Source organism: Sphingomonas sp. Leaf407 (assembly GCF_001425385.1).
Classification (GTDB): Bacteria; Pseudomonadota; Alphaproteobacteria; order Sphingomonadales; family Sphingomonadaceae; genus Sphingomonas.
This window is the reverse complement of record NZ_LMQO01000001.1, coordinates 709259-736079: the sequence shown is the minus strand read 5'-3', so window position 1 is coordinate 736079 and position 26821 is coordinate 709259. Positions and strand designations below refer to the sequence as shown.

The following is a 26821-nucleotide window of genomic DNA, read 5'->3' as shown; positions in this document are numbered from 1 at the left end:
GACTCTAGATTCTCCGGCGGGCGATGAGCGCGTCCCAGACCTTGGCATCGGGGGATAAGCGAACCACGCGATCGAGAATCCCCGCCTCGCCCCAGCGTTCGCGGCGAGCCTCGCCGATGCGCAGGCGGGTCGCCACCGCGTCCCATCGCCCGGCCCGTGCCGCGATCAGCATCGCGACGGCGGGGAACGGGTCCGCGCCGGCTTGCAATTGCCGCACTGCCCGGTCGGTGACGACACGGCGGACTTCCGCCGGACCGGCAGCGAGCGCGCGGTCCAGTCCCGCGGCGTCGCGTTGCAGCGACTGGCCCTGTCGCAACCGGGCCACGCGGACGACGTGGCGGGCATGGGCGGTGAAATCACCCTCGACCAGCGCGATGATCGAGAGACATTCATGCGCTACCGGGGAATCGGGGTGCGCCCGTTCGACCCAGTCTAGGATGGCGCGGCCTTCGGCATCGCGGCCGGCGGCCCAGAGCGCCCAGCCGTAATCGGTCATCAGCGCGATCGATCCGGGCAGCGCGAGGCGGGCGCGGTCCAGTTCGCGCAAGCCCGCGACATGGTCGCCACGGTCGGACAGGATGTTGCCGTACCAGAAGCGCGTCAGCGCATCGTCGGGATCAGCGGCAAGCGCCGCGCCGAATTGCAGATCGGCCTCCGCCCGGTCGTGATCGGCCCAATAGGCGATGAACCCCATCGCGCGGCGCGCCATCGGCAGGTCGGGGGCAAGGCGCAGCGAGCGCCGCGCCGCCACGCGGGCGCGGTCGAACGCCTCGGCATCGTCCTGCTGCGCGAACTCGCGCGACAGCAGCAGCGCCTCGGCAAGTGCCGCATGGCCCGGCGCGAAGCCGGGCGCGGCGGTCGTCACAGCCTGAAGCAGCGCGACGCCACGGGCAAGCGTGGCAGGGCTGCGCGCGGCGACCAGATCGCGCGCCATCAGGAAGCGCGACGCCACCGCCGGATCGGCCGGCAGCACGACGCCCGAGGCGCGCGGTGCGGCGGGCCACACCGTCACCAGCGCGACGATAGCGATCACCAGCAGCGCCGCCAGTATCGCCAGCAGGCGGGGACGGGGACGGCCCTGGGCGACCGGCGCGGACGTGGCAGGAGGATCAGGCGACAGCGCGGGCGGTGCCGACACGACGGTCTCGCCCGCATCCGCGCCATTGACGGGCACGCTGGCCCAGCGATCCAGTTCGCCGCGCAGGGCATAGACGGTGCCGACCCGGCCGCCGGGCAGGCGATGGACCGGCAACGCCCGTTCGCGCGCCCAGCGGATGACGGTGGTCCGGTCACGCCCGAAATAGGCCGCGATCGATTTCCAGCCATCGATCCGGTCCTCGGCGAAGCGCGACGCGACGTCCCGCTCCGGCAATGCGGTTGCGCGATCCATGTCAAATGTGGTCTGCATCGCCCCACCCCGCCCGTCTGCGCAGATGTTTACCCCGGTGGGCGGCGGCGTGCGTCCATCATCTGTTTAGGGCGTCACCGCCGGAAATGGTGACGAAGCGATGCGCCAGTGCGATCAGCGCGGCCTGTCCGCCGGTCGCGGTCTTTTCATAGATGCGGTGGAGATGGGTTCGCGCGGTCGCCCGCGCCATGCCGAGCCGGGACCCGATACCGATCAGGTCGGCATGGGTGACGACATCGTCCAGCACGCGCGCCTCGGTCGGGGTCAGGCGGTAGAAGGCGGCGATCGCGCCGATCGCGATGGTCGAGGGACGGTCGAGCCGGGTAAGGTGGACGATACAGGCGATGCCGCCGGTGTCGCCCAGATCGGCGAACCGGTCGCGGATGACCGGCAGCACCTGCACCAGCACGGGCAGCGGGGTGGCGACACCGTCCGCCAGTTCGACCGCGACCGGCTGTCCCACGGTCCGGGCGAGGTCGATCGCGCGGGCCAGCGCGGGCAGGCGCACCGGTTCGCCGTGGCGCAGCGCCAGCAGGTCGGCGGCGGCGGGATCATGGTCGATCACGCGGTGCTGGGCATCGAGCATCAGCACCGCATCGCCGCGTGCCGCGACCAGCGTGCGCAGCGCCGCCATCTGATCGATCGCGCGCGACAGGTGCGACCCGACATAGACCGCGCGGCGTAAATGCGGGACCAGCGCCTGCAACCGGTCGCGATCGGTATCGGCGAAGGGTGCCACGGCACCGCGCCGGATGAGCGCCAGATGCGCGCTCAGCCCCGGCTGTTTGAACAGGTTGACCGCCAGATTGTCGACCACGCCCATCGGCGCCAGATAGTCGCGGTAGAAGACGCTGGCGCGCACCGCCGGTTCGGCCAGCATCGCGTGCGCGGTGACGCACTGTCCCTCGGCCGCCTGCATCAACCGGGGGAACAGGATGTCGTGCTGGTGATAGCGGGTGGCATACAGGTCGAGCCACGCGGGGTCGTTGCCGAACTGCGCCTGGAACGCCGCACCGTCGGGCACGGTACAGGCGAGGAACCCCGACTGGGCATCGAACGACCGCACCAGTTGTTCGAGCAGGGTGGCGAGATGTTCGCGCCCGAACGCCGCTGCATATATATCCTCGATCCGCATCGGCGCTCCCTTTGCCCGCCACCCTATCCGCGCCGGCCCGCCACGCCCAGAGGGTCGCGCGGCGGGCCGGCCGCGCCGGTCAGTCGACGAGGAGCGGCGGGGTGAGCAGCACCGGCGACAAGGACCCGACCGTCACTGCCGCCAGCAGCGCGGCGGCCAGCGTCGGATGGTGGAAGCACACCTTGCCATCGGCGGCGACGTCGCTGAAGCGCAGCGCGAGCGTCAGTTGCGCCGAGATCACCACCGCATGATAGATGGCCGCGATCAGCAGCGAGGCGATCGCCGCCCCCGCCGCGACCGCCATCGGCCCGAGGCCCGACACCGCCGTCGCCAGTTCGGCGATCGGCGCGATGTTGAGCGCGGTGGCGACCCCCGAATGGAACGTCGCCAGCAGCGACAGCGCGGTGCCGAGCGCGTCGGCGGTGTCCGCCCCGACCCGGTCGAGCGTCAGCGAACGGGCGCAGGCGGCATCGATGCAGATGTTGACGCCGAAGGGGATGCCGAAGCCCGCGACCAATGGCAGCGCGGCGATGCTCCATTCGCCTTCGATGAAGCAGCGGAACGGCCCCAGTTCGGACAGCACGCCGTCGAGGTGCCGCCGCAGCAACTGTACCGCGCGCAGCACGTCCTGCGACTGCATGATGCCTTCGCGGATCTGGCGGATGAAATCGGGTTCCTTCAGCTCCGGGATCGGCAGGGTGGGCAGGTCGAACCGGTCGGGCAGATAGCCGCGCAGCGGGGCGGTGCATTCGGTCACTTCGCGCGTGACTTCATCGACGATGGTCGACCAGACGGTGATCGTGCCGACCACGATGTCGACGAACCCCTTGCCCACGCAATAGGTCGCGGCACAGACCCGCGCGGGCTGGAACGAGGGATCGCCGGCGCCGAACCATCCGCAGGCCCCGTCCCTGTCGCGCACCGTCTCGTCGAAACACTTCGCATAGCGTTCCTGCGCCGACATCCAGACGTCGACCGTTTCGCGCACCCGGCGTTCGACCGATTCGGTGATCGTGGTGGTCGTGCAGTTGGCGGCGCTGCCCAGATCGTCCCAGACCTGCCCGATCGTCGCCATCTGCCGTTTGCCGACCGGCTGTTTCTTCTGCGCGGCCAGCACCGGGAAGGCGGTGGCATAGGCTGAGCGGAGCTGCATCGCGCTGCGCGTCCAGCCCTTGTTGCCGCGGATCAGCTTGACCAGCGCGGCGACATTGCCTTTCAGCGGGCGCGGCTTGTCCTTGCCGACCGCGAACCCCTCAGCGGTCAGCGTCAGGCCGGTGGCCTCGTCGCCGAGGCGGATCGTCGCCATCCGCCCACCGAAATCGAACAGGCCGTTGCCATCGGCCGAGCGGATCAGGAACGGGCAGAGTTCGCCGTCGATCACCGTGGCGCGCACCAGCCCCCATGGTCCCTTGATCCCGTCGGGGATGGCGGTGAACAGCGCGGGCAGCTTGACCGGTGCCTTGGTGAAGCGTGGCTGCGCGGCGATCGGTGCGCCGATGCCGAACAACCCGCCAACGGCGGTGGTGCCGGCCAGCAGGTGGCGGCGGGACAGGACAGACGTCGAGGCAGGGGTGGTCATGACGGATACTCCGGGGTTCGAACGGGAAGGACGGGATGGACGGGGCGCGCGCGACGGATCATTCGCGCCCGTCCGCGATGCGGTTGTCGGGAATGGCATCGCCCGGGACTGCCTTGCCCGTCGCCTCGGCGCGGGCACGGGCGAGCAGATCGGTGATCGCCGCGCGGTCGCCGGCCGGCGCGGTCAACGGCGGACGGTTGACCAGCCCGGCGGGCACCGAGACGCGCAGCACGCCGCCGGCGGCACCGGGACGGATGGCGGTGCGCGCGGCGATGGCGCGGGCCATGGCGGCGGCCTGTGCCTTTTCCCTCGCGCTGCGCTTCGCGGCGAGTATCGCCCATTTGCGGCGGATGTCGCGCACCGCGTCGCGCAGCGCGATCTCATAGGCCGGCCGGTAGGTGCTGACATGGCCGGTGCGGGTGGGATGGACGATGCCATAGGCATCGCCCTGCATCGCGAACGACGCGACCAGGTGGTTGTTGAAATAGGGTTCGCGATCGTTGCACAGCCCGTGGCCGCGCGCGCGATCCGCCGTCGCCACCACCGACCATTTCGCCCCGTCGCCGACCGCGCCGCGGATCGCGGCGTTGAGCGGGCGCAGGAACGCCGCGTCGAGTGCCGCGAATTCCGATCGCGGGCTGAATGGCGGCAGATCGCAATAGGTGCCGTCCGCCCCGCGCATCGGATCGGCATATTCGGACACCAGCACCCGGTCGTAGGTGAAGTTCGCGTCGAACGCCTGGCGCAGACTGGCATAAAGCTGCGGCACGTCCTGCGCGATGCGGCGACGCAAATTGGCGCCGGCTTCGTCGTCCGGCCCCATGACGCCCGGCAGGACGAGGTAATCCCGGACGAAATCGCCGAAATCGACGTCGTTGCCGCCGCCCGACACCATCGCGATGTTCAGTTCGGCATAGCCATTGTCGGCCAGCCAGTCGCGGACCACCGCCAATTGCGGCCGGACCGGCGTCTGCAGATTCGTCTGGACCTCTTCCCAGATCCAGCTCGGCCGGAGTTGCGACAGCAACAGCCCCTCGGTGATCTGCGCGCCCGAACAGGCGACGTTCTTGAACGCGATGGCCGTTTCTGGATTTTCGTCGATGATCGTGGCGACGGCGCGCGCCTGCCCCGAATTGCCGCTGCGATGGCACAGTTCATTGTCCCATTTCGCCCCGGTGCGATACGGCGCGCCCTCGCCGCTGGCATAGGAATCGCCCAGATTGGCGATGGTCAGCTTGTCGGGCATGACGAAGGCGACGACCGGGGATTCGACGAGGGCGGCCCCACGCGCCTTCACCACCTTGTAGAAGACGCGGTCGCCCGACGACAGCTTGCGCGCGCGGACGTCCTGCGCGTTGGGCGTCGTGTTGTCGGAGTGGGGAAACACGAAGCGCGCTCGCGCCACCCCCTCGGCCGAGGTCGCGGTGATCGCGACGCGGCCGCGCGGCTGCTGGCCGGTCAGCGTCGCCGCCCGCACCTCGGCCGCATCGTCGCCATAGACGACCCAGATCGCGATATTGGCCGAGGTGTCGCCGGGATCGAGCTTCACCGCCAGCGGCAGCGCGCGGTCGCCGGGGCCGAACGGCACGTCGTCATAGGCGACGAACTGCGGCGGCGCGTCCTGCGCCAGTGCCGGCAGCGCGGTGGCGGCGAGGAGCAGCGCGAGCGCGCGGGACAGGGTCCTGGACATGTCGGAAATCCTTTCGGGTCAGCGATGCGAGGGGAGCAGGAGGTCGGACAGCATCTCGCCCGCCGCCTGCACCGCGTCGGGAAAGGGCATGGTCACGTCGCCGCGGGTCATGCGGGTAAAGAAGCGTGTGCGCTCCAGCCGGGCGGCGGTGGCGGCGGCGTTGCTCGCCGGGTCGACCACCTGCGTCCACAGCCGGGTCAGCCGCGCGGCATGGTCGCCGCGCGCGAACGGGCGCGCGGCGATGCCGGTCGCACGGGCGGGGGTGACGAGCACGATCACCGCGTCGCGCCGCTGGGTGCGGGCACGCTCGTGGAACAGGTTGCCGACCACCGGCAGGTCGCCGAGGATCGGGGTCTTGGAAAAGGTCGCGTCGTCGACGGTTTCGTTGAGGCCCGAGAGCAGCAGCGTCTCGCCGAAGCGGATCTCGGCGGTGGCCAGCACTTTCTGCCGGAAGGTGGTCAGCGCCTCGCTGAACGAGCCCGCCGGGTCGGCGGTGACAAAGCTGCGCTCCGCCTCCACCTTGACGCGGGTGCCGGTGGCGGTGATCTCGACCGGGGTGACTTTCAGCGCGACGCCGATGTCGATCTGTTCGAGCGAGCCCGACTGGATGCCGTTGACCGCGACCTTGATCGTACGGCCGACGAAGAACTCGCTGGCCTCGCCGCGATAGGCGGTCAGTTGCGGGCGGGCGACGACCGAGTAGAATTGCCCGCCCCGGCTGAACAGGTTGAGGTTGTAGTTGAGCTGCGGCACGCCGATCGCGCTGGTCAGCACGCGCTGATATTCGTTGGTGCCGCCGCCCGCGCCGTCGTCGCGGGTGGTGCGGGTGCCGGTGCGGGTCAGGCCATATTGCAGGCTCAGCCCGTCGAGCAGGTTCATCCCCGTCCGCTCGCGTCGGGTGTTCTGCGACAGGATGATCGCGACGTCGACCGAGACCTGGCCGGGCACGCCGTCCTCGACCACCGGTGCCGGATCGGGCGCGGCGTCGAGCGCGGCGGTGCGTTCGATCTGCGCCACGCGCGCGCCGGTGGGGGCGGCGAGATCGGGGGCGACCACCTGTAGCCGGGCGAGGCGGGCGCGGGCGGCGGCGGGATCGCCCGCTGCTGCTGCTGCCAGCGCGGCGAGGCGCAGCAGCCCCGCATCGCGTTCGCCGTCGATCGTCGTCGCGCGGGTCGCCGCCAGCATCGCCAGCGCCGGATCGCCCGCCATATAGGCCGATGCCGCCAGCGCGCCGAGCAGCCGCGCGTCACCCGGACGGAGCGCGGCGGCGCGGGCGAAATGCTCGCTCGCCTCGCCATAGCGACCCTGATCGAACGTCGCCCGGCCCGCGAGGGCGGCCGGCCACATCTCCCCCGGATCGGCACGGGCCGCGATCTCATAGCCGGCCAGCGCCAGATCAGGGGTGTCGCCGCGCACCTGCGCCGACTGGTGATAGGCGAGCGCCAGCAGCGTCTGCGCGGTCGCGTCGCGCGGCTGGCGCGAGGCGAGTTCCGACAGCATCGGGATCGCCCCCGCCGGATCGCCCGCCCGGAGCGCCGCCACGCCGTCGCCGCGCAGGACGGCGGGGGTCAGGCCCGCCGGATCGATCCGGGGCTTCGCCGCCAGTGGCGAGGCGAGCGCCAGCAGGGTTATGCCCGCCGCCACCGCCCCCGATCGTCGTGCCGCACCGATGTCGCCCCGCATTCGCCTGCCCCCTGTCTGCTGTGCGGCAAGGATGGCGGATCAGGCGGAGGGCAAGGAACCGGGCAAGGGGTGGCAAACAGTGGTAATCGGTGGAAACCACCGGGTGAGGCGGTGTCCCGGAACGACCTGCGCGGTGCCGTCAACGTCCGGCCGGGTCGTCGTAACGACGATCCGCCGGGACCGGGTCTGGAGAATGTGGCGGGAACTCGGTCGAGGATCTACGCCAGCCGAGCGCCGACGCCTGCCGGAAACCCGTGTCCCCGCGATGCGCGCGTTGCGCGACGGCGGATCAATATTTGATCGCGGACGGTGGCGTGGCCCGGTCCAGCACCCGCCGCAGGACGAACGAGCTGCGGATCTTCGCGACATTCGGCAGGATCGATAGTTCCTGACGATAGGTTTCGTCATAGTCCTCCAGCGAGGTGACATGCACCAGCGCCAGAAAATCGACGTCGCCTGAAACGAACCAGCATTTCGACACCGCCGTGCAGCGCTGGATCGCCTGCTCGAACTCCCCGATCGCCCGGTCGGATTGCGAGGCGAGTTCGATCTGGACGAGGATCAGCAGGCCATACCCGATGCGTCGCAGATTGATGTCGGCCGAATAGCCGGCGATCACGCCGCTTTCCTCCATCTGCCGGCGGCGGCGCGCGACGGCGTTGCTCGACAGCCCGGCTTCCTCGCCGATCGCGACATCGCTCGACCGCCCCTGCGACGAAAGCACGCGCAGGATGCGATAATCGATTCGATCGAGATCAACCGCGTCGGTTTTCGTCATCCGATCATCCTTTCGCTGCAATATCGTGCATCGATACATGATTTCCGGGGAAAGATTGGTGAGAACCCCCATCCGGTTTGGTGTTAGCAAGCGCACAATGGAATCCGAAAGAGATTCCGCACCGCCACAACGGCATCACGCAGGGGTGAAAGCAGTCATGAAGCTGGGGGCTACATCATGCGCTATCATACCGGAGTATCGTCGCTCGTTCTTTCCATCGCGCTGATTTGCGGCACCGCCGCATCCGCGCAGACCACGCCGAAGCGCGGCGCGCAAAGCGCCGCGCCCGATCCCGTATCGACCGATCCCGACGCGGCCCCGCTGCCCGCGACCGATCCGGTCGTGCCGGACGCCGACGACGACGCCATCGTCGTCACCGGTTCGCGGCTGCCTTCCGAATTTTCGCTGACCGCGCCGGTGCAGGTGATCCGGGCCGATACGGCAGCCAATGCCGGCCTGGCCACCGCCGCGGAAATGGTCGCGCGATCGACGGCGGCGCTGGGCACGCAACAGGTCAACAACCAGATGGCGGCGACCGGGGCGGGCGGCATGGTCGTCAGCGGCGGCGCGAACGTCAGCACCATATCGCTGCGCAACCTGTCGGCAATCCGCACCCTGACCCTGCTGAACGGACAGCGCATCGCGCCGTCGGGCACCGGCAGCCAGGTCGCGCCGGTCGATTACAATGTCATTCCGGCGATCGCGCTCGACCGGGTCGAGGTGCTGACCACCGGCGCATCGTCGGTCTATGGATCGGACGCGATCGCGGGCGTCGTCAACGCGATCACCCGCAAGGGCGGCAACGGGCTGGAGATCGGCGGCTTCGGGCGCGTGTCGCAGGCGGGCGGCGGCGAGTATCTGAACGCCAACGCCTATTGGGGCCGCAATTACGAGAATTTCTATGCGTCGCTGGCGGTCGAATATGACCGGCAATACGAACTGAACCTGAAGGACCGGGCGGAAACCGCCTGCGCGCAGGACTTCGTCTATTCCTCGACCAGCGGCGAGCGGGTCGATGCCCGCGACCGGTCGGGCAACTTCCGCTGCTACAACCATAATCCGACCGGCATCTTCTTCGATCCCTATTGGTATGGCGGCAGCTTCACGCTCGATCCGGGCCGGGCCAACGGCCCCTACCCCGCCGCCGCGCTGAACCTGCAATCGCTCGCCAATCCCGCGACCGCGCCGCTGCGCGACTGGGTACGCACCAACCGCGCCGGCTTCCCCGACACCTTCGCCTATTCGCCCAATACCAGCCGCGCGTTCGAGGAAGCGGATTCGATCTCGCCGTACAGCCGGCTCAATGCGTTCTTCTCGGCCGGGTTCGACGTTGCGGGGCACAGCGAATTCTATCTGACCGGCCTGTATTCGCATCGCGAATCGACGTCCAATAGCTGGTATTTCCTCTATCCGCTGCTGGCGGCGACCAATCCCAACAACACCGTCGGATCGGCGCTGATCGCCGCCAGCGGCGGCAATTCGCCCGGCGTCGTCGGGCCGCAGGTCGTGCACCCGTTCCGCGCCGAACAGAGCGTCGATTTCGCCCAGGCCAGCTTCGGCTTGCGCGGCACCTTCACCGGCGGCGCGCTCAAGGGGTGGCGCTACGACGCCAATGCCCGGGTCGGCCTGTCGCGCGGCACCTATGGCCAGACCTTCTATTATCAGGACCGGCTGAACGCGGCGACCGCGCCGGGCACCGCCTGCGACGCGCGCCGGATCACTATTTCCGGCCCAACGCCGTGCGTATCGATCCCGTGGCTGACCAAGCGGTTCCTCGTCGACCAGAACTGGAGCGATGCCGAACGCGGTTTCCTCGAAGGCTATGAGGAAGGCCATACCCGCTACGACCAGTTCGCGCTGGAGGCGAGCCTGTCGGGCACGCTGTTCACGCTGCCCGCCGGCGACGTGGCGCTCGCGGTCGGCGGCACGGTCAGGACCGACGATCTCGACGACACGCCGGGCTACAACGCCCGCAACCAGAATTATTTCGCCTTCTCCACCGCCGGACGCACGGCGGGGTCGGACACGGTGCGCGAGGTGTACGGCGAACTGGGCGTCCCGCTGCTCGCCGGCCTGCCGCTGATCCGCAGCCTGCAAGTGACCGCATCGGGGCGCTATACCGATTACAGCTCCTATGGATCGAACGGCACCTACCGGGTGGCGGGCGCGTGGGAGGTGGTGAAGCCGATCGCGCTGCGCGCTTCCTATGGCACGTCGTTCCGCGCGCCGACGATCTACGAACTCAACCTCGCCGACCAGACATCGTTTTTCGGTTATACCGACCCCTGCCAGCGCTATGGCGAGGGGGCCAACGCGACCGTCGCCGCCAATTGCCGCGCCGATGGCTTCGCCGCCGACTTCACCCCCGCCAACATCACCTCGATCCGCGGGATCAGCGGCGGCGGCGCGGGCAATCTGAAGGCGGAGACGTCGACCAACCTCAACTTCGGCGTGGTGGTGCGGCCCGGGTTCGCCGGCTTGCAGCTCGCGGTCGATTATTACGACATCCGCGTCCGCAACCAAGTGACGACCTTCGGCGTGTCGAACATTATCGGCAGTTGCTACCGGCTGAGCGGCCCCGAGCGGCAAAGCTTCTGTTCGCAGATCACCCGCGATCCGGTGACGCGGGCGATCACCGAAGTGTCGAACCGCTATCTGAACCTGTCCGAACAGCGCGCACGCGGCATCGACGTGGCGCTGCAACTGGCGGTGCCGCTGCCCGGCGAGGTCCGGCTGGGCTTCGAACTGCGCGGCACCCGTGCGCTCGAAACCTCGGTCACGCGCGACGCGCTGAGCGCGAAACTGGAGCGCAACGGCCTGTCGGGCTTCCCCGAACTCAGCGGCTATGCAGAGGCGAACCTGAGCTGGCGCAAGCTGAGCTGGTTCGTCGGCGCGAACTATATCGGGAAGGTCGACGACACGCGCTACTGGACGGACGAGGAAGCGTTCGTTCCCGGCACCGATCATTTCCGCTTCTACGGCGGCTATGCGGGCCGCAACACCTATGGCAATTCCAACGACTTCGCCGAAGTGGTCGAGAAGCTGTCGGTGCCGGCCTATGTCACCGCCTACACCTCGCTGCGCGCGCAGGTGCTGGAACGCACCAACCTTCAGGTCGGCGTGACGAACCTGTTCGACCGGCGACCGGCGGTGATCGGCCCCGATGCCTTCACCTATCGCATCGGATCGGTCGCGGGGAACCAGTACAACCTGACCGGCCGGTCGTTCTTCGTCCGGTTGAAGCAGGGCTTCTGATCCGCCAGGGGGCCGGGCGTGGCGACACGCCCGGCCCCTTGCCAGTTTCGCGTTTCGCATGGATGTTGCCCGCATGATCGCCCGCCTCGCCGCCTTGTTGCTGGCCACCGCCGCCGTGCCGCTCGCCGCACAGGATTCCGCCGCCCCCGTACCGCGACCGATGCTGTCCGAACCGGCGCTGTCGCCCGACGGCACGACGATCGCGTTCGTATCGGGCGGTGACATCTGGGAAGTGCCTGCCGCCGGCGGGATCGCCCGCCTGCTCGTGACCGATCCGGCGACCGAGGGGCGGCCACGCTATTCGCCCGATGGCCGCCGCCTCGCCTTCACCTCCAACCGGGGTGGCAGCACCAACATTCATGTCCTGAACCTCGACAGCGGCGCGATCACCCGGCTGACCTATGCCGAGGCGAACGAGGAGCTGGACGGCTGGTCGGGCGACGGCCGGTGGCTCTATTTCGCATCGAGCGCGGGCGACGTCGCGCGCCAGAGCGATATTTTCCGCGTGCCGGTCACGGGCGGCACGCCGCAGCAGGTCAGCGGCGAACGCTATCTGTCCGAGTTTCAGGCGGCGCCCGCGCCCGATGGCGGCCGGATCGCGCTGGTCGCGCGCGGCATCGCCAATGCGCAATGGTGGCGCAACGGCCACAGCCATATCGACGAGAACGAAATCTGGCTGAAACAGGCGGACGGCACCGGAGCCTATCGCCTGCTGCTGGGCGACGGGGCCAAGCACGCATGGCCGATCTGGTCGGCCGATGGCGGGGCGATCACCTATATGAGCGACCGCGACGGCACCGAGAATCTGTGGCGGGTCGCGTTGACGCCCGGCGCGGTGCCGCAGCAACTGACCCGCTTCACCGATGGCCGGCTGCTGTTCCCCTCGGGTGCGCAAGCAGGCGGTGACATCGTGTTCGAACGCGACATGGGCGTATGGCGGTTCGATGCCGCGACCGGCGCTGCGGCTCCGGTGCCGATCCGCCTGCGCGGTGCCCCCGCCGCCGAACCGCGCCGCCATCAACGCTTCGCCCGCTTCGATCGCATGGCGCTGTCGCCCGACGGGCGCAAGGTCGCGCTGATCGCGCATGGCGAGGTGTTCGCCGCCGCGGCGAAGGACGGCGGCCCGGCGCAGCGCATCACCACCAGCCTCGCCGCCGAGCGCGAGGTCGCGTGGTCGCCCGATTCGCGCCGTCTGCTCTACGTCACCGAAGCGGGGCAGGATCGCCGCCTTGCGCTCAGCGACATCGCCGGCGGGCGCGAAACCATGTTGACCAGGGCCGGCGTCGCCGTCGCGCCGTCATGGTCGGGTGACGGCCGTGCCATCGCCTATGTCCGCAACCGCCGCGAATTGCGCGTCTATCGCCCGGCGCAGGGCAAGGTCGCGGCCAGCGACACGCTGCTGTTCACCGGCGCGCTGGCGGTGGACGAGGACGGGCCGCGTCCGGTGTGGTCGCCCGATGGCGCGTGGATCGCCTTCCCGGTGCGTGACGCGCGGTCGTTCGTGAATGTCCATGTCGTGCCGGCGGCGGGTGGCGCGGCGCGACAGGTCGGGTTCCTCGCCAATGGCTGGCTGGGGCAGATCGCATGGTCGCCCGATGGCCGCTACATCCTGTTCGACACCGCGCAGCGGACCGAACCGTCGCGCATCGTCCGCATCGACCTGATCCCCCGCGTGCCGCGTTATCGCGAGGATCTGTTTCGCGGGCTGTTCGACGACACGCCCGACGCGACGCCCGATGCCGCCAAGGCCGCCGCGCCGAAACCCGTCGCCGATGCCGCCCCGGTCCGCCCGATGGTGCGGATCGAGTGGGACGGCCTGCGCGATCGCGCCAGCGTGCTGCCGCTGGGGATGAGCGCCGAGGCGCCGGTGATCGCCGCCGACGGCAAGACGCTGGTGTTCCGCGCGCAGGAACGCGAACGCGACAATCTCTATCGCTACAGCCTCGACGAACAGGCCGCCACGCCGCCGTCGGCGCAACAGATCACCGCCAACGACCGGCCCAAGGGCGATTTCGACCTGTCGGGCGACGGCAAGCTGCTGGCGTGGCTGGAGGACGGGCGGGTGATGACCACGCCGCTCGCCGAACCGAAACCGCAGATGGTCGACATCGGCGCGGAGATGGACGTCGATTTCGCCGCCGAACGTGGCATCGTGTTCGATCAGGCATGGGGCACGCTTGATCGCGGCTTCTTCGATCCCGGCTTCACCGGGCACGACTGGCGCGCGATCGGGGCGCGCTTCCGCCCCTATGCGCTGGCGGCGGCGACGCCCGACGAACTGCGCCGGGTCATCAACCTGATGTTCGGCGAACTGAATGCGTCGCATATGGGGATCAACCGCCCGATGCGCGGCGACGGCGCGCTGCCGGTCGACCGGGTCGGCAATCTCGGCGTCACCTTCGATCCCGCCGCTGCCGAGGCGGGACGCGGGCTGGTCGTCGCCACGCTGGTGCCCAACGGCCCGGCGGCGGTCAGCGCGGCGATCGCGCCGGGCGACCGGATCGTCGCGATCGACGGGGTGGCGATCGGCCCGCACGACAATCTCGACGCGCTGCTCGACCACCGGGTCGGCGACCGGGTGAGCGTGACGATCGATCGCGGCGGCACGCGCCGCCAGACGGTGGTCCGCCCGGTTTCGGCCAGCGTCGCCGCCGGGCTGCGCTACCGGGCATGGGTGGCGGAGCGGCGGGCGATGACCGAACGGCTGTCGGCCGGGCGATTTGGCTATGTCCATATCCCCGACATGTCGGCGGAATCGCTGACCCAGCTCTATCTCGACCTCGACGCCACCAATCAGGCGCGACAAGGGGTGGTGATCGACCTGCGCCACAACGACGGCGGGTTCGTCAACGGCTATGCGCTCGACGTGTTCGCGCGGCGCAACTTCCTGACCATGCAGACCCGCGGCCAGCCACCGGTGCCCAGCCGCCAGGCGCTGGGCCAGCGCGCGCTGGGGCTGCCGACGGTGCTGCTGACCGACGAATCGTCGCTCTCCGACGCGGAGGATTTCACCGAGGGCTATCGCACGCTGGGGCTGGGCAAGGTCGTCGGCCAGCCCACGGCGGGCTGGATCATCTATACCAGCCCGACGGCGCTCATCGACGGATCGATCATGCGCGTGCCGCACACCCGCATCCGCGATACCGCCGGCCGCGACCTCGAAATGCACCCACGTCCGGTCGATGTCGACGTCACCCGCCCGCTTGGCGAGAGCGGCGATGCGCAGTTGATGAAAGGTATCGAAGTGCTGGGGTCGGGGCAGCCCATGCCGCCGATCGCGAGGGGAAGCAGGTGAAAGGCTGCAAGCGGTAGGTCGAGCCTGTCCGACAGCCGCGCCGCCTGCGTCGGCCTGATCGGCGTCGCCGGGTTCATGCTTTCGACAACGCCATGTTCGCCGGGGTGAGGGAGCACCGATTCGGGCTGTCGCTGTCGCGTCATATCGGTCGACTAGGAGCGGCCGTGACGTTCGAGGGTAACGGGTGTGAGCTGGCTCCGCGACATTGACCGATGGTTCATGGCCGAGGTGCTGCCGTTCGGGCCGGCCTATGTTCGCAAGGCCGCGCTGTTCTGTGGTGCGGGCGAGGCGGACGATCTGGTGCAGGAGGCCTATGCCCGCGTGCTGGCCGTCGCCGATTATCGCGCAATCCAGCATCCCCGCGCCTTCGTCCTGACCATCGTCCAGAACCTCGCAATCGAGCGGCTGCGCCGGGCGCAGGTGGTGTCGATCGATCACCTGGCGTCGATCGACACGCTGGTGCTGGCCGATCCGGCGCCCGATGCCTTCTCGGTCGCATCGGCGAAGTCCGATCTCGATCATCTGCTGCAATTGATCGATGCGTTGCCGCCGCAATGCGCGCGCGTCGTCCGGCTGCGCAAAATCGACGGCCTCTCGCCGGGCACGATAGCGGAAAGGCTTTCCATCTCCGTCTCTACCGTGGAAAAGCATCTCGCCAAGGGATTGTCGCTGCTCACCACGGCGATGCGTTCGACGGAATCGGGCGCGCAAGAGAATAGCCGGACGGAATGGACCAGCACGCACAAGGCACGGAACTGACCGACACGGCGGCGGCATGGCTGGTGGCGCTCGACGCGGGTACGGCGGACCGTGCGGCGTTCGAGGGGTGGCGCGATGCCGATGTCCGGCACGCAATCGCCTTTGCCGAGGTCGCCGCGACCTGGCGGGCGCTGGATGGCGTGCGCGCGCTGCGACCGTTGCAGCAGCAGGCACCGCCGCCGCCCCCACCCCGGCGTCATCCGCGGCGCGCCATCCTGCGCGGTGCGATCGGCACCGGCGTCGTGGCGGCGATGGGCGGCGGCTTCGCCTATAGCGCCTATGCTCGCGAACGTGCCGTCACCGATGTCGGCGAACGCCGGACGATCCGCATCGACGACCAGTTGACGGTCGATCTCAACACCGACAGCATCCTGTATTGGCGAATCGGTGGCGACCGACCGATGCTGTGGCTCGACCGGGGCGAGGCGGCGATCGACTGCCGCAGCGATGCGACGCCGGTCGAATTGCGGACGTCCGCCGGGCGGTTCGTGCTTGGTAGCGGGTCGTTCAACGCCCGGCTTGGCGGTGCGGCATGTACGCTGACCGTGCTCGAAGGCAGCGGGACCGGCAACGGCCGGACCGCGCGTACCGGCCAACGGCTGTTGCTGGCGGGCGGGACGGCACGCATCGAACCGGGCGATGATGCGGCCATCGATCGGCTGCGTGGATGGCGACAGGGGGTACTCGTGCTCGAGGGCGACCGGCTCGATGCCGCGCTCGCCGAATATAACCGCTATCTGCGCGACAAGATCAGGATCGGCGAACCGGGGCTGGCCGGTCTGCGCATTGGCGGACGGTTCTCGAACGGCGACGTTCGCGAATTCCTGGCAGCGATGCGGGCCAGCTTCGGCATCGCCGCGCGTCGCGACGCCAACGGCACGATCATTCTGGTCACTGCGTAAATAAATTTGCCGAAGCGATAGCGGTTCGTCCCCGACCACCCGTCCTGCATTCCGAACGACACATTGTTCGGGGGATTGCATGTTTCGGTATCTGAACGGCGTCGCGCTGCTGTGCGCGGCGGTGCCCGCTGCTGCGCAGGTTGCGGAGCGGACCTATCATTTCGACATCGCGGCAGGTGACGCCACCGTCGCCTTCAACCGCTTTTCACAACAGGCGGGGGTGCAGATCCTGTTCCCCTATGATGCGCTGGCCGGACGCAGGGTGAAGGCATTGCGCGGTTCCTATACCCGCGACGCCGCGCTCCGCCACCTGATGGCCGGGCAGCCGCTTGAAATCCGCACGCGGAGCGCGACGATGATCGCGCTCCGCGCGGTCGCGCCTGCCGCCGCACCGCGCCCGACGACCATCGGTGCAGCGACCGCGCCCGAGCCGGAACCGCAGGAGATCATCGTGCTTGGTCGCGGCCAGTCGCGCCAGAGCCAGACGCTGTCGCCGCGCGAACTCGCCAAGGAAGCGCCCGGCACCTCGCCGTTGCAGACGCTCGCCAAGCTGCCCGGCGTCGATTTCGTGTCGTCCGACCCGCTGGGTGCGTATGAATGGGCGCAACAGATCACTATCCGCGGCTTCACCACCGACCAGATGGGCTATACGCTCGACGGCGTCCCGCTGGGCAACATGCAGTATCGCAACAACAACGGCCTGGCGATCGGCCGCGCCCTCATTACCGAGAACAACGGTGCGGTGACGTTGTCGCAGGGCAGCGGCGCGCTGGGCACCGCCTCCACCAGCAACATCGGCGGCACGATCGATTTCACGTCGTTGCCGCCGGCCGACAGCTTCGGCATCGACCTCGCCCAGACCTATGGCAGCGCGGATACGTGGCGCACCTTCGCCCGGGCGAACAGCGGCATCCTGCCCGGCGGCGGGCGCGTGGCGCTGTCCTTTGCGCATCAGAATACCGGCAAATGGAAGGGGTCCGGCAAGCAGAAACAGGACCAGTTGAACGTCCAGTTCGTGCAGCCGATCGGCGACGCGATCACCTCGACCACCTATCTCAACCTGCAGGATCGTCGCGAGGACGATTATGCGGACGTGTCGTTCGATCTGGTCAACCGGCTGGGCTGGGACGTCGACAACGTGACCGACAATTTCGCGCTGGCCGAGGCGCTGGCGCGCGCACTCCAGAACGGAACCGCCGTACCCGCACCCTATAAGAATGCCGACGACGTCTATTACAACGGCGGCGGCGTACGGCGCGACATGCTGGCGTATGAAAAGCTCGCCTATCGCCTGTCGGACGCGATCAGCGGCAGCACGACCGTCTATTGGCATCTCGACAAGGGTATCGGCACCTTCGCCAGCCCCTATGACCCCTCGCCCGCGGCATTCGGCGGGTCGCCGGTTTCGGTATCGGCGGTCAAATACGACATCAACCGCAAGGGGTTGATCTCCCGCCTTGCCGCCGACCTTGGCGATCATCATGTCGAGGGCGGGATCTGGATCGAGGACAACCGTTTCCATCAGCAGGCGTATTATTACGGGTTGCAGGCGGGCGTCGCACCGCGCCGGTTCCAGAAATTCTACGAAAATCCGTTCTTCACCCGCTGGAACTATCGCTTCACGACGAAGATCACGCAGGTGCATCTGGGCGATACGTGGCAGGCGAGCGAGGCGCTGAAACTGAACGCCGGCGTGAAGGCGCTCGTCACCAGCAACACGGCGGAGACGATCACGAGCCGCCAGCCGATCGACGGCACGATCCGCGCGACCAACTGGTTCCTGCCGACCGTCGGTGCGCTCTACCGGCTCGATGCGCACAACGAAGTCTTCGCCGACTATACGCGCAACATGGCGGGCTTCGTCGCCTCCGCCGCGAGCGGCCCGTTCTCGACCACGCAGGCCGGGTTCAACTTCATCCGCGACGATCTGAAGCCCGAGACGACCAGCACGATCGAGGGCGGCTATCGCTATCACGATGCCGCGCTGCAATTGTCGCTCACCGGCTATCATGTCCGCTTCGCCAACCGGCTGCTCGCATCGTCGATCAGCGCGACGATCGTCGGCAACCAGAATGTGCTCCAGAACGTCGGCAGCGTGACGTCGCGCGGCGTAGAGGGCGCCGCCAACTGGCGGTTCGCCCCCGACTGGTCGTTGTACGGAAGCTGGGGCTATAACGTCGCGACCTATGACGACGATGTCGCGGTGCCCGGCCGTGCGCCGGTGGCGATCGCGGGCAATCAGGTCGTCGCCTCGCCGCGCAACACCGGCAACCTCGAACTGGCGTATGACGACGACCGGTTGTGGGGACAGGTAAGCGGCCATTATCGCAGCAGCCGCTATTATACCTTCACCAACGACCGCCCGGTGCCCGGCGCAGCGACGGTCGACCTTTCGGCAGGCTATCGCCTGACCGGCACGAAGGCCCGGCCCGGTGCCGAGCTGCTCGTCAATGTCGTGAACCTGTTCGATCGCCGCTATTATGCCTCGCTCGGCACCAGCGGTTTTCGCAACAGCGACCCCGGCGGCACCTATACGACGTTGCAGGTCGCCGCACCGCGTCAGCTCTACGCCACCCTCCGCGCCCATTTCTGAAACAAGGCGGGGGCGGGCGGCGCGATCATCGGGATCGCGCCGCCCGTCGTTGCGAAGGATTTGCCATGAACCGTCGCCATCTGCTGTCCGGGGCGCTCGCCGCGCCGCTCCTGCTGCCCGCCGCGCGTGCCGCTGATCGCGGCCGGGCGGAACCGTCCTTCCGTTTCGCCTTCGTCACCGATTGCCATATCCAGCCCGAACTGCAGGCGGCGGACGGATGCCGCCAATGTTTCCGTGCGGTCGCGCGCGGGCGTTACGACTTCGTCATCCAGGGCGGCGACCATGTCTATGACGCGCTGGAAGTCGATCGCGCGCGGGCGAACCGGCTGATGGACCTGTATGTCGAAACCGAACAGGCGATCGGATCGAAGGTGCATCACGTGCTGGGCAATCACGACTGTTTCGGCGTGTTCCCGACCAGCGGCATCGCACCGTCCGCGCCCGATTATGGCAAGCAATATTATATCGAACGCTTCGGCCCGACCTATTACGCCTTCGATCACAAGGGCGTGCATTTCGTCGTGCTCGATTCGATCGGGCTGACCCCGGATCGCAGCTATGAAGGGCGGATCGATCCGGCACAGCTCGCCTGGCTGGCGCGGGATCTGGCCGCGCAGCCCAAGGGCACGCGGATCATCGTCGCGACCCATATCCCGATCGTCACCGCGCTGTCGATCTACGAGCCGGAGGAATGGACGAGGACGCCGCACAACTGGACCAACGTGGTGAACGCCCGCGAGGTGTTGCGCGTCCTGCGCCCCTATCATGTGATCGCGGTGCTCCAGGGGCATAGCCATGTCGCCGAGACGGTGACGCTGAACGGTATCCCGTTCATTACCGGCGGAGCGGTCAGCGGCAACTGGTGGCAGGGCAGTTTTCTGGGCACGGACGAGGGGTACACGGACATCGCGGTCGATGGCGATCAGGTCATCCCGCGCTATCGCGGCTTTGGTTTTCGTTCGATCGACCGACACGATGTGATCATCTGAACGAGACGCCAACATTCGAGCCCGTCTTCTGGCGTCCGAACGCCAGACGTTCCTCCCGGGTCGATGCGGATACTGGGTGGCGCCCCGGCGGAACGGGTACGCGATCGGCCACGCATGATCGCCCTGCCCGACGCCGGCCTGGATCGTAAAGGTGGGTCGGCGCCCGGCCGGCAAGCACCTCGACCAGCGTGCCGTCGGCCAGTTGCGGGTTGCCCTACACCGCGACACTTCTCTACCAACCCGCTGACGTCTGGGGAGAAGCTATTTGGAAGTCGTGTCGATCAGTCTGTTCCTGTTGCTGGCGGTGGTCGTCAGCGGCGCGATCGCGCGGATGCTGCCGTGGTCGATGCCGACGCCGCTGGTGCAGATCGCGCTGGGCGGAGTGATCGGGCTGTCGACCGCGCATCGCGTGACGCTCGACCCCGAACTGTTCCTGTTCCTTTTCCTGCCGCCGCTGCTGTTCCTCGACGGCTGGCGCATCCCCAAGGACGAGTTGTTCAAGGATCTGTCGACCGTCGTCGAACTGGCGCTGGGGCTGGTGTTGCTGACCGTGGTGGGCATGGGGTTCTTCATCCACTGGATGATCCCGGCAATGCCGCTGGCGGTCGCGATCGCGCTGGCCGCCGTCGTTTCGCCGACCGATCCGATCGCGGTATCGGCCATCGCCGCGCGGGTGCCGATCCCCAAGCGGATGATGCACATCCTCGAAGGGGAGTCGCTGCTCAACGACGCCTCGGGCCTCGTCTGCCTGCGTTTCGCCATCGCCGCCGCGCTGACGGGCAGTTTTTCGGCGACGCAGGCCGCGTTCAACTTCCTGTGGGTCGCGGGCGCGGGCCTTGCGATCGGCGTCGCGCTCACCCTCACCGTTTCGCGCGCCAAGGCGTGGGTGACGCGCCGCTACGGCGAGGATACCGGGTCGCAGATCCTCGTCAGCCTGCTGATCCCGTTCGGGTCCTATCTGCTCGCCGAGCATGTTCATGCCTCGGGCATCCTCGCCGCGGTCGGGGCGGGCGTGACGATGACCTATGCCGAAATCTCGCGGCAGGCGATGGCGGTCACGCGGATGCGACGCAATTCGGTGTGGGACATGGTCCAGTTCGCGCTGAACGGCATCATCTTCGTCCTGCTCGGCGAACAATTGCCCGCCATCCTCGACGGCGCGCGCGAAACGGTGGCGCTGACCGGCCATGCCTCGCCATGGTGGCTGGCGGTCTATGTCCTCGCGATCGTCGGCGGCCTCGCGCTGCTGCGGTTCTGCTGGGTATGGGTGTCGCTGCGCCTCACCATCCTGCGCAAAGCACCGCCGGGAGCGATGCGCAGCCCCGACTGGCGGCTGGTCGCGACGACCTCGTTCGCCGGGGTGCGCGGCGCGATCACGCTGGCCGGCGTGCTGACCCTGCCGCTCACGCTGAACGACGGCACCGCCTTTCCCGCGCGCGACCTGGCGATCTTCCTCGCCGCCGGGGTCATCATCGTCTCGCTGCTGCTGGCGACCGTCGCGCTGCCAGTGCTGCTGAACGGCCTGACGCTTCCCGCCGAACCGTCGCGTCAGGCCGAGGAGGACGGCGCCCGCATCGCGACCGCCAAGGCGGCGGTGCGCGCGATCGAGCGGCAGCAGCACGCGCTGGCCGAAGCACATGACGATCCCGACCTGTATGCCGCCGCCGGCGCGCGGGTGATGGACTTCTATCGCGAGCGGATCGACGGGCTGACCGGCGGCACCGCCGATGCGATGCGGACGCAGGAACGGCTGTCGGCCGAACTGGGGCTGATCGGGGTGAAGGCAGAGCGCGAGCAACTGACCGAACTGATCCGTGGCCGCACCATCGGCAGCGAAACCGCACGGAAACTGGTACGCGAACTCGATCTTGCCGAGGCCCGGTATCGGGGGTGACGGAAGCGTGAGCCGACGCCAGACCCGGCGTCGGGGTCGTGTCGCGCTCCGTTGCCGGCAAGCTGTTGATAAGCGTTCGCGAATGGGTCCTTCGCGGCGCTGCTTCGTTAGGACGGGGGAGCCCATCCGGGGAACGAAGGATCGACATGAGCGACACGAACACAGCGATCGGCAAGGGCGGCGAGACGCACCAGCGCGCAACCGGTGACGACGCCGTCCTGACCACCAACCACGGCGTACCGATCAGCGACAACCAGAACAGCCTGAAGTCCGGTGCGCGGGGACCGACGCTGCTGGAGGATTTCGTTCTCCGCGAGAAGATCTTCCACTTCGATCACGAACGCATCCCCGAGCGGATCGTCCACGCGCGCGGTTCGGGCGCACATGGCGTGTTCGAGGCGACCGACGACCTATCGGACCTGAGCCGGGCGGCGGTATTCACCAAGGGCGAGCAGACCGAGGTCTTCGTGCGCTTCTCGACGGTCGCGGGCGGCGCGGGATCGGTCGACACGCCGCGCGACGTGCGCGGTTTCGCGGTGAAATTCTACACGCGCGAAGGCAACTGGGACCTCGTCGGCAACAACATTCCCGTGTTCTTCATCCAGGATGCGATCAAGTTTCCCGACCTCGTCCATTCGGTGAAGATGGAGGCGGACCGCGCCTATCCGCAAGCGGGCAGCGCTCACGACACCTTCTGGGACTGGGCCAGCCTGATGCCCGAGACGACGCACATGCTGATGTGGGCGATGTCGGACCGTACCCTGCCCCGCTCATTCCGCACGATGGAGGGGTTCGGCGTCCATACCTTCAAACTGGTCAACGCCGAGGGCAAGGCCAGCTTCGTCAAATTCCACTGGAAGCCGAAACTCGGCCTGCAATCGACGATCTGGGACGAGGCGCTGAAGCTTCAGGCCGCCGACAGCGACTATCAGCGTCGCGACCTGTGGGAAGCGATCGATACCGGCGCGTTTCCGCAATGGGACCTCGGCGTTCAGGTGTTCGACGAAGCGTTTGCCCAGGCGCAACCCTATGACGTGCTCGACGCGACCAAGCTGATCCCCGAGGACGATGTGCCGGTGCGCATCATCGGCACGCTGACGCTGAACCGCAATCCCGACAATTTCTTCGCGGAAACCGAACAGGTCGCGTTCCTGCCGACCAACATCGTGCCGGGCATCGACTTTTCGAACGATCCGTTGTTGCAGGGTCGGCTGTTCAGCTATCTCGACACGCAGAATTCGCGACTGGGCACGACCAACTTCCACCAGATCCCGATCAACGCGCCGCGTTGCCCGTTCGGCAATTTCCAGCGCGACGGCAAGATGCAGACGCAGGTGCCCAAGGGCCGGGCCAATTACGAACCCAACAGCCTTGCCGCGCATGGCGAGGACGGCGGCCCCCGTGAGAGCATCGAGCGCGGTTTCGCCACGGTGAACGCGGCGACCGGTCCCGACGAACAGGGCGACAAGCTGCGCGTCCGGGCCGAGCTGTTCGCCGATCACTACAGCCAGGCGCGGCTGTTCTATCGTTCGCAGACGGAGAGCGAGCAGGCGCATATCGCATCGTCGTTCGTGTTCGAACTGTCGAAGGTCGGTGTGCTCGATCAGGTGCCGCCGCGGATGGTCGCGAACCTGCGCAACGTCGACGAGGATCTGGCGAAGCGCGTCGCCGACGGCCTCGGTATCGACCTGCCGGACAAGGCGGCAGCGGCGCGCGAGCCGGTGGACATGGCGCCGTCCGACGCGCTGTCGATCCACAAGAACATGAAGACGACGCTGGAAGGACGCAGCGTCGGCATCCTGTTCACCGACGGCAGCGACGGCGCGGCGATCGACACGCTGGTCGCGGCGGTCAAGGCGGCGAAGGGCAAGCCGGTTCTGGTCGCGCCCAAGGTCGGCGGCGCGACGCTGGCCGACGGATCGAAGCGCAAGGCCGACGGCCAACTCGCCGGCACTCCGAGCCAAATCTTCGACGCGGTCGCGGTGATCGTGTCCGATGAAGGCTGTCGCACGCTGTTGAAGGAAGCGGCGGCGGTGCAGTTCGTCATGGACGCCTTCGGCCACCTCAAGGCGATCGGCGCGAGTGCGGGCGCGAAACCGTTGCTGGACAAGGCCGGCGTCGAACCCGACGACGGGATCGTCGGGGTGGAGGACGATTTCGTCGCTGCGGCGGCGCGGCGCTTCTATGCCCGCGAACCCGGCGTGCGTACGCTGGCGTGATCCGGGTGGCGAGCCGGTCGTGCCGGCTCGCCACGCACCTTACTCCCGATGCTTCCGGGGCAGCCTACACTCGCAGGTAGAGCAACCGGGGATCGTCGAGCATGCTTGCGGGCGTCGGCATGATCCAGTCGGCGCCGCGTTCGGGATAAGGCCCGTAGAACAGATCGCCCAGCGCCCGGCGATAGTGCGCGTTCATCCAGCGGCGGCGGCGATGCTCGGGCGCGTCGTGGATCATGTGGCAGCGTTGGCACAGCGCGGCGAGCTTCTCGAACCGGCTGTCGCTGGGATCATGGGTCAGGTGGGCGCAGGCCAGTACCACCGACGTCCATCGCCCGGCGTGGAGGATGTCCTCGGTCGGACGGCGCACCCGCCGCCCCTCCCCGTTGCGCCAGTAGCGCCGGTCGGCATCCCACCATCGGCCGTCGCCCATGTGAAACACCCGTTGCAGGTGCCGCCGGCCGCAATGTTCGCAGCAACCCTTCGCGCGCACGAACCTCACGAAATGCGAGATATGTCGCCAATCGATCGGATAGAGATAGGTGTGCTCGGGACGGATCGGCATCGCTGGCCGCACTATGCGGCAGGGCGGAGTCGGATGGCAAGACACCGTTCGTTCTTTGTGCCGCTGGCGGCAGAATCATGGGCATGGCCCGATCTTGCGCCGGAACGGCCCAGGCCATAGGCTGGCATCATCGGATGTGCCGATGGCGGGGGGAATTGATGCGCGCGGCTTTGGCCCTTTGTCTGTTGACGTCGCTGCTTGCCGGCTGTGACAAGTTCGATTCGTCCCGGTCTGTGCCGGACAACACTGCGACGACCGAAGCCGAGGTGCTTCGCCGTAGCACGGGGAACGAACGGGTGCGGGTCTGGCGCGACCCCGAAACCGGCTGCCAGTATCTGGCATTGGGCCGGCGGCGAACCGGCAGCCTGACCCCGAGGTTGAAGGCCGATGGTCGCCCGATGTGCGGTAGCTGATACTGGTTTCGTCTTCTCCGTCCGCCTAGGCCTACCGCCTCGTCTGATAGAGTACCGGCCATTCGCCGGGTGTCGTCCCGGCGCAACGATCCTGCCAGCGAAAGGCGGATACGCGGAAGGCCGTGCCGTCGAAGGTCCATTCGGTCGCGCTGCCGCAATCGGCCATGCCCCGGCCTTTCGAAACCTCAACGAAGGTCCGGGTCGCCGGATCATAATCGCCCTCGACATATTCCCCGGCGCTGGCCGGGTCGGTCGGACGCGCGGCGGGCGGGTCGGGCAGCGTCAGCAGCGTCGCCGCCGCCGGCCGGTCGCGCGGGGTACGGAACAGCAGTACCGACGCCTGATAGGCGAACCGGCCACAGCCGAGGACGACGATCGCCTCCGTCCGCGTGAGCGGATAGGCCGCATCGTCGTCCGGCAACCGATCGCATTCATGCGCGGCGATGATGGTGGCCTGTCCGCGCCGGACAGCCCGCGCCAGACGCCGCGCATCGGCCAGTGCCGGCGCGGGTGGACCGACCCGGATACGCGGCGGCAGCATCGGCGGCGGTGTCAGGCCGGCCGGGCCGGGACCGGGGCGGACCAGCGCGCTGGCGTTGCCCACCCGCCCCTGCGCCTCGTCCATCGCCAGCAGAACGGCGGCCAGCCCGCGCAGGCTGATCTGCGCCGGTCCGGCGCGGGCCAGCATCAGTGCGGGCGCATCGACGATCGCGCGGACGAACCGCCGGGCCGGCTCCCCGGTCAGCGAGGCGTCCTGCCCATCGCCGCCGGTCCGCCACGGCAGGTCCCGTGGCGGCGGCCGTGTGCCGATATGGATGCTTGTCGGATCGATCCGATGCTCCGCCTGCAACCGGACCGCGACGGCGCCGTTCGGTCCTGAATCGCGAGCGATGTCCATGCGGACCTCCGCGTCGTCGCCCGCCACCGGCGCGGCCGCCGGGTCCCGCGCCGCCCGGGCCACGCAGTTGCGCAGATTGTCGCAGGCGAGCAGCCAGTCGCCGATCTCACGATAGACCGGCCGTGCGTCGGTGGCCGCCATCGCCGCCGGTCCCTGTATGCACAACGCGAGCGGCAGCAGCAGGATCGATCGCGCGAGCCGGTCAGCCATGAAGCGCTCCCGGCAGCGCCAGCAACGGGACGAAGCCCAGCAGCGCCACGAGAAACGACCAATATTCCATCCTGATCCAGAACAGCCGGTGCGTCCGGGTCAGCACGACGCGCTCCCCGGTCGCGGGGTCGACCAGTTCGCGCGGCGGTGTCGCGTTCATTCGCCTGCCGACGATCCAGTTGACCGCCGCCGCCGAGAACAGGCCGATACTCACCGCGACGAACGCCCAGCCGGGATAGCCGATGGCCGTGAGCAGCAACTGTCCGATCGCACCCACCACGATCGTTACCGCCACCACGATGACAATCGTCAGCGCGCCCCAGCCACTCCAGATGATGAACATCGGCTTCTCCCGTTGAGAAAGTCTCCCGCCGCCATGGTCCCTCGCCGACGCAGGGTGATCGAGCGTCGCTTGGGAGAACCGGTACGGACGGATAAAATGCGTCGCCTATATGCGCGCTATACGGCTTTTGCCGGAATCGATCTCGAATTGCTACGCGGCATGCGCCTAATCGCAACGCCCTGAAGGTGCCCGTCACGGGACGGTGCCGTCTGCAAG

The 26821-nt window shown here is 68.2% G+C and carries 18 protein-coding genes; 9 read left to right on the top strand and 9 right to left on the bottom strand.

Annotation, left to right across the window (positions count from 1 at the left end):
• Positions 1-4: 4 nt before the first annotated feature.
• The 6 genes from ASG37_RS03395 to ASG37_RS03370 all read right to left on the bottom strand — a co-directional run bounded on the left by ASG37_RS03395 (position 5) and on the right by ASG37_RS03370 (position 8273).
• A complete protein-coding gene (locus ASG37_RS03395) occupies positions 5-1390 on the bottom strand; it encodes a hypothetical protein (RefSeq protein ID WP_055756056.1) in 1386 nt (461 codons plus the stop codon).
• A 76-nt stretch (positions 1391-1466) separates the two neighbouring features.
• A complete protein-coding gene (locus tag ASG37_RS03390; RefSeq protein WP_055756054.1) occupies positions 1467-2543 on the bottom strand; it encodes a helix-turn-helix transcriptional regulator in 1077 nt (358 codons plus the stop codon).
• Positions 2544-2622: 79 nt separating this feature from the next.
• Entirely contained in the window at positions 2623-4122 is a 1500-nt protein-coding gene (locus tag ASG37_RS03385) for a hypothetical protein (RefSeq protein WP_055756052.1), read from the bottom strand.
• A 58-nt stretch (positions 4123-4180) separates the two neighbouring features.
• The gene (locus ASG37_RS03380; RefSeq protein WP_055756050.1) at positions 4181-5812 is read right to left on the bottom strand and encodes a GDSL-type esterase/lipase family protein; all 1632 of its coding nucleotides are present in this window, start codon (positions 5810-5812) and stop codon (positions 4181-4183) included.
• A gap of 18 nt (positions 5813-5830) precedes the next feature.
• Positions 5831-7495 carry a hypothetical protein gene (locus ASG37_RS03375; RefSeq protein WP_055756048.1) on the bottom strand — a complete coding sequence of 555 codons (1665 nt, stop codon included), beginning with the start codon at positions 7493-7495 and terminating at the stop codon, positions 5831-5833.
• Between the two features lie 289 nt (positions 7496-7784).
• Positions 7785-8273 (bottom strand): Lrp/AsnC family transcriptional regulator, encoded by a 489-nt coding sequence (locus tag ASG37_RS03370; protein ID WP_055756045.1) that lies wholly within the window; start codon positions 8271-8273, stop codon positions 7785-7787.
• Between the two features lie 177 nt (positions 8274-8450).
• Here ASG37_RS03370 and ASG37_RS03365 point away from each other — a divergent pair, with 177 nt between their 5' ends.
• The 8 genes from ASG37_RS03365 (at position 8451) to ASG37_RS03330 (ending at position 24179) form a co-directional block, all read left to right on the top strand.
• Positions 8451-11528 carry a TonB-dependent receptor plug domain-containing protein gene (locus ASG37_RS03365; protein WP_055756043.1) on the top strand — a complete coding sequence of 1026 codons (3078 nt, stop codon included), beginning with the start codon at positions 8451-8453 and terminating at the stop codon, positions 11526-11528.
• 73 nt (positions 11529-11601) lie between these two features.
• Positions 11602-14823 (top strand): S41 family peptidase, encoded by a 3222-nt coding sequence (locus ASG37_RS03360; RefSeq protein WP_156349030.1) that lies wholly within the window; start codon positions 11602-11604, stop codon positions 14821-14823.
• A 186-nt stretch (positions 14824-15009) separates the two neighbouring features.
• Positions 15010-15582 (top strand): RNA polymerase sigma factor, encoded by a 573-nt coding sequence (locus ASG37_RS03355; protein WP_055756040.1) that lies wholly within the window; start codon positions 15010-15012, stop codon positions 15580-15582.
• Entirely contained in the window at positions 15552-16484 is a 933-nt protein-coding gene (locus ASG37_RS03350) for a FecR family protein (RefSeq protein ID WP_055756037.1), read from the top strand. Before ASG37_RS03355 ends, ASG37_RS03350 begins: the two co-directional genes overlap by 31 nt.
• 79 nt (positions 16485-16563) lie before the next feature.
• The gene (locus tag ASG37_RS03345; protein ID WP_055756035.1) at positions 16564-19077 is read left to right on the top strand and encodes a TonB-dependent receptor domain-containing protein; all 2514 of its coding nucleotides are present in this window, start codon (positions 16564-16566) and stop codon (positions 19075-19077) included.
• Positions 19078-19142: 65 nt separating this feature from the next.
• On the top strand, positions 19143-20066 hold the full coding sequence (locus tag ASG37_RS03340; protein ID WP_055756033.1) for a metallophosphoesterase family protein: 924 nt from the start codon (positions 19143-19145) through the stop codon (positions 20064-20066).
• 265 nt (positions 20067-20331) lie between these two features.
• Positions 20332-21960: a Na+/H+ antiporter gene (locus tag ASG37_RS03335; RefSeq protein WP_200909691.1), complete on the top strand. Its 1629-nt coding sequence runs from the start codon at positions 20332-20334 to the stop codon at positions 21958-21960.
• Between the two features lie 146 nt (positions 21961-22106).
• The gene (locus ASG37_RS03330; RefSeq protein WP_055756031.1) at positions 22107-24179 is read left to right on the top strand and encodes a catalase; all 2073 of its coding nucleotides are present in this window, start codon (positions 22107-22109) and stop codon (positions 24177-24179) included.
• 64 nt (positions 24180-24243) lie between these two features.
• Here ASG37_RS03330 and ASG37_RS03325 read toward each other — a convergent pair whose 3' ends face one another.
• Positions 24244-24741: a hypothetical protein gene (locus ASG37_RS03325; protein WP_055756029.1), complete on the bottom strand. Its 498-nt coding sequence runs from the start codon at positions 24739-24741 to the stop codon at positions 24244-24246.
• A gap of 233 nt (positions 24742-24974) precedes the next feature.
• Here ASG37_RS03325 and ASG37_RS17550 point away from each other — a divergent pair, with 233 nt between their 5' ends.
• The gene (locus tag ASG37_RS17550) at positions 24975-25154 is read left to right on the top strand and encodes a DUF6440 family protein (protein ID WP_156349029.1); all 180 of its coding nucleotides are present in this window, start codon (positions 24975-24977) and stop codon (positions 25152-25154) included.
• A 31-nt stretch (positions 25155-25185) separates the two neighbouring features.
• Here ASG37_RS17550 and ASG37_RS03320 read toward each other — a convergent pair whose 3' ends face one another.
• Both ASG37_RS03320 and ASG37_RS03315 read right to left on the bottom strand, forming a co-directional pair.
• Entirely contained in the window at positions 25186-26262 is a 1077-nt protein-coding gene (locus tag ASG37_RS03320; protein WP_055756027.1) for a DUF1176 domain-containing protein, read from the bottom strand.
• On the bottom strand, positions 26255-26605 hold the full coding sequence (locus tag ASG37_RS03315) for a hypothetical protein (protein ID WP_055756024.1): 351 nt from the start codon (positions 26603-26605) through the stop codon (positions 26255-26257). Before ASG37_RS03315 ends, ASG37_RS03320 begins: the two co-directional genes overlap by 8 nt.
• Between the last annotated feature and the right edge of the window lie 216 nt (positions 26606-26821).